We start from the raw sequence: 4,565 nt of genomic DNA, 5'->3' as shown, positions 1-4,565 counted from the left end.
CAGCAGTCGAAAGAGCTTTTGCTCAACACGCTGCCCGACATCAACAAGACCGCGCAGCTCGTACAGGAAATCGCCGCGGCCAGCATTGAGCAAAATACGGGTGCCGACCAGGTAAACGGTGCGATCCAGCAGCTGTCGCAGGTAACGCAAGGCAACGCGTCGGCCGCCGAAGAGATGTCGTCCAACGCGGAAGAGCTGAGCGGCCAGGCCGAGGAGCTGAAAGCCGCGGTGAACTACTTCAAGCTTGACAACCGCGCGATCGCACGGGCAAAGACCGCGAAGGCGTCTGCCGGCCGTAAACCGGCCAAGGCAAGCTACAAGGATGTAGCGGTGTCGTCCAACGGCAACGGTCATGGCAAGGGGTTTGATCTGAAGCTCGACGAAGGTCCGGCAGATCACGACTTTACAGATTTTTAGTATCTACAGTATAAGGGGGAAGTGCCACGCAAGCAGTGAAGTTGGAAGGAGAGAGGGCTTGCGGGCACTTTATATAAACAAGACACAAGACATTTTCATGAGTGTTTGAAGTATGAGGGGGAAGTGCCACGCAAGCAGTGAAGTTGGAAGAAGAGAAGGCTTGCGGGCACTTTAGTATAAAATTGAGTTTTGGGTTGATCGTATGGCAAGATCTTGTGGGAAGCATGAGGGGGAAGTGTCGCGCAGGCAGTGACGTTGAACGAAGGGAAGGCCTGCACGCACTTTAGTTATACCGACAACACAAAAGAACACACAGACAATTATCGAGAAGACATTACCGAAGAGAAGGGGGAGAAGTGCCTGGCAGGGGGTTGGAAAAGAGGGGGCGAGAAACCTGCCGGCACTTTCATATAACCTTAAGACCTACAACCATGAGACTTTTACTATTGGCATTTGCCGGACTTCTAGGAGTATCCTTGCCGGCAGCCGTACAGGCCCAGCCCGGCGTTCGCATTTCCGTAGCCGACTTTCTGAAAGCCATTGAGCAGCACCCCGATATTTCCGCGCATGCGGAAGGTATCGAGTCCATCAAAAGCGAGATCGACATCGCCCGCATTTCGCCCGACCCCAGCCTGGTATTTGGCAACGTGTCAGGCGACATCAGCGGCCTGAACATGCCGCAGCAATTATACCTGGGCATAGACTATACGGTGGAGACCGGCCGGAAGCGTCAGCACCGCGTGCAGTTGGCCCAGGCGCAGGTGCGCCTGGCCGAGGCGGAGCACGCCGTATTTGTCAACGAGTTCAAACGCGACGCGCTGTTGCTGTTCCAACATTGCTGGATGCTCGAGCAACAGATCCAGGAAGACCTGAAATACAAGCACGAAATACTTTCGCTGCCCGTGACCGATAGTGCGGCACGCCTGAAGCAGCAATTGCTGCTCATGGAAAACCAGCTGTTGCTGGACGTGGCGCAGGATGATCTGAAAGAGTCGTTGGACGAGTTGAACGATGTGGTAGAGCACGTCTATGGTTCGCAGCCCGTACTGCCCGGCAGTTGGGTCTGGTCTTTCGAGAAATATACTTCGGCGCAAGCCAGCCGTTACGAACGCTTGCAGGTAAGCAAAGCGTCGGCGGACGTCGTGCACCAGGAGGTATTGCTGATGGCCGCTAACCGAGTGCCCGACATTTCTTTTTCGTTAGGCAACAACTTCGTCGGCCGCGCGACAAACCCGGAAGCGCCCTCGCCGCGCTATAACGCTATCACGGCTACGCTGTCCGTACCGTTAAAATTCTCGAATTGGCATGGTGCCGAACGCAAGCGCGAAGAGCTCAGGAAAGAGTCCGCACGGCAGCAAGAGATGGAAGCCGTGGGTGTCGTCGAGCATCAATTTGACGAGACACAGGACGATATAGCCGACCTTTCTGCTACCTTTACGCAGCTCAACAAGCTGATCGCCTTGCAAGAAAGGTTCGTCGCGCAACTTCCGTCGTCGCAGTCGCTGGAAAAGCTGGAGGAGCTGACCCAGCTGCATGGCTACCGGCACCAGCGGTGGGAGATATTCGACAACATCTCCAAGCGCAAGGCCGATCTCTTTGTGTTGACCGGAGCCTTGCCGCGCGACCCCTCGGTCCTGGCCGGCGCCACCAACTAACTTTTGCACGATGTCCCCGGCCCCCGACCAGCCCCTTTTTGTCCGTATGGATGACGAGAGCTTTGCCCGTCTCAGCTCGTACGTAACGCGCGAGTATGGCATCAAGCTGCCCGCCAACAAGCGGTCGATGCTGGAAAGCCGCCTCAACAAAAAGGTGAAGAGTCTGGGGATGGACAACTACAAACAGTTCCTGGATCACATCTTCAGCGACGAAGAGAAGCAGGGCGATCTGCTGCACGTCATCGACCTGATCACCACCAATAAGACAGATTTCTTTCGCGAGCCCGAGCATTTCAAGTTCTTATCGGGCACCTTTTTACCGGCGTGGAGCGAACAGGCCGGCCGGCCGGCGATGAACGTGTGGTCGGCGGGTTGCTCCAGCGGTGAGGAGCCCTACACGCTGGTGATGGTGCTGGAAGAGTTTCGCCGTCGTAACCCGGTCTTTCATTATTCCTTGCTGGCCAGCGATGTATCGATCCGGATGATCCAGGCAGCCTTTAAAGGGGTTTATACACTTGATAAGATTGCGGCGATCTCCAACGAGATGCGCCGCGCGTATTTTCTGCGCAGCAAGACGCAGCCCGACCTGGTGCGTGTAAAACCCGAATACCGGAAAAAGATCCACTACCGCCGCATCAATTTCATGGACGACGGCTTCGGGCTGATCAAGCATGACTATGACATCATCTTCTGCCGCAACGTGCTGATCTATTTCGACAAGGCCACGCAGGAGCGTGTCATCCGCAAATTTGCCGAACACCTGCGCCCCGGCGGACTGTTGTTCCTGGGGCATAGCGAATCGATCATGGGCATGAACGTGCCGTTTCGCCAGCTTCGCCCTACCGTTTACCAGGTTATGGCATGACACCCCATCGCCGCTATACCGTCTTTGCCGGGCAGTTCCTGATCACGTCCGTTCCCGCGCTGTTGACGACCGTACTCGGTTCGTGTGTAGCCGTGTGCTTGTGGGACAAAGAGCATCACATCGGGGGCATTAATCACTACCTGCTGCCCGGCAAGCCCGACGACGACACCGGTGATCCTACACGCGGGCTCGCGGCCACGCACATGCTGGTGCGTTCCATGTTGAACCGAAGGGTGAAATTGGAAAACCTCGAGGCCAAGGTCTTTGGTGGCTGCAACTCGCTCTACAAAAATTCCGACATCTTCCGCATTGGCAAGCGCAATTCAGAGGTTGCCCTGGAGGTATTAGACCACTACGGCATTCCCGTCGTGGCCCAGCAGGTAGGCGGGGGGCACGGGCGCAAGATCGTCTTCAATACCGCGACGGGCAAAGTGCGGATGCGCCTGCTGACCGAGACAGCGGGGGAAGTCAACGAAAAGATCAAACTGGGATTTGGCTACTAGCCGCCCGGCTAGAAGATCGCGCGGAACAGCAGGAACAGCGACCCGGCCATGATCATCACCACAGGCAAGGTCAGCAACCAGGCCATCAGGATGTTCCGTACGGTATCACCTTGCAGGTTCTTCACACCTTTGCTGGCCACCATCGAACCTGCAATGCCGGATGAGAGCACGTGCGTCGTGCTGACGGGCAGGCCCAGGTTGGTGGAGAGGCCAATGGTGCTCGCGGCCACAAGCTCGGCGGAGGCACCTTGTGCGTAGGTGAGGTGTTCTTTTCCGATCTTCTCACCAACGGTTTTCACGATGCGTTTCCAACCGATCATGGTCCCCAGACCAAGCGACAGGGAGATCATGAGAATGGCCCAGCGCGGCGAGTAGTCGGTGATCTTGCGAACAGATTTCAGGTCGTCTTTTACAATCTGCCGGCTGGCCGTACTGATACTCAATTCTTCTTTGTCCAACAGGTATTTCAGGTGGCGATCGAGCAACAGGATATCTTTCCGAACACCGAAACGTGCGGCTTTAGAGATCTGATCCACCGAATGCACCTGGGCGATCGAATTCAGCAAGTGTTGGTTGGTTGCTTTGACCTCTGCGTAAATGGCTTTGTCCGGTGCAGAGAGTGGTGACGGATCAATGCCGGCGATGACTTGCTCGATGCGGTGCAGGGGGGCATTCAGCTCCGTGGGTGACACCCGTACATCCAGCGCAAAGTAGACGGGTACGATACCGATCAGGATCAGCATGATCAGGCCTACGCCTTTCTGACCGTCGTTCGAGCCGTGGTAGTAGCTTACGCTGGTACAGGTCAGGATCAGAATGATCCGGATCCACAGCGGCGGTGGCGCATTCTTCTTGGGCTCTTTAAATAAACTGTCTCCATAGGAGGTCTTCTTGGTCAGCGTGCGCAGCAGGTACATCAGAATGATCGTAACCGAAAAGCCGAACAGGGGCGAGATGAGCAACGAAACGCCGATCTCCTGGGCTTTCCCCCAGTTCACAGCGGCTTGTTGCGAATCAGGCAATAACGAAAAGGCAATGCCCACCCCAAGAATGGAGCCGATCAGGGTGTGCGAGCTGGAGCAGGGAATGCCCAGGTACCACGTTACGAGGTTCCAGAAAATGGCG

General features: G+C 56.0%; 4 protein-coding genes and 1 pseudogene. 4 read left to right on the top strand and 1 reads right to left on the bottom strand.

Translation table 11 applies throughout. The features are described from left to right. From KK078_RS30255 to KK078_RS30240, 4 genes and pseudogenes are all read left to right on the top strand, one after another. A pseudogene (locus KK078_RS30255) lies at positions 1 to 417 on the top strand (hypothetical protein); the annotation flags it as partial. Between the two features lie 431 nt (positions 418 to 848). Further along, the gene (locus tag KK078_RS30250; protein WP_254094774.1) at positions 849 to 2,072 is read left to right on the top strand and encodes a TolC family protein; all 1,224 of its coding nucleotides are present in this window, start codon (positions 849 to 851) and stop codon (positions 2,070 to 2,072) included. A 46-nt stretch (positions 2,073 to 2,118) separates the two neighbouring features. Then, the gene (locus tag KK078_RS30245; protein WP_254094772.1) at positions 2,119 to 2,937 is read left to right on the top strand and encodes a CheR family methyltransferase; all 819 of its coding nucleotides are present in this window, start codon (positions 2,119 to 2,121) and stop codon (positions 2,935 to 2,937) included. Then, positions 2,934 to 3,440 carry a chemotaxis protein CheD gene (locus tag KK078_RS30240; protein WP_254094770.1) on the top strand — a complete coding sequence of 169 codons (507 nt, stop codon included), beginning with the start codon at positions 2,934 to 2,936 and terminating at the stop codon, positions 3,438 to 3,440. The genes KK078_RS30245 and KK078_RS30240 overlap by 4 nt, the downstream gene beginning before the upstream one ends. A gap of 8 nt (positions 3,441 to 3,448) precedes the next feature. Here the strand turns inward: KK078_RS30240 and KK078_RS30235 are convergent. Continuing rightward, a partial coding sequence (locus tag KK078_RS30235; RefSeq protein WP_254094767.1) for an inorganic phosphate transporter occupies positions 3,449 to 4,565 on the bottom strand: 1,117 nt, incomplete at its 5' end.

It is taken from the genome of Dawidia soli, assembly GCF_018598185.1.
GTDB classification, from domain to species: domain Bacteria; phylum Bacteroidota; class Bacteroidia; order Cytophagales; family Cyclobacteriaceae; genus Ohtaekwangia; species Ohtaekwangia soli.
The sequence above is the reverse complement of the archived record's forward strand: the minus strand, read 5'-3'. Positions and strand labels throughout refer to the sequence as shown.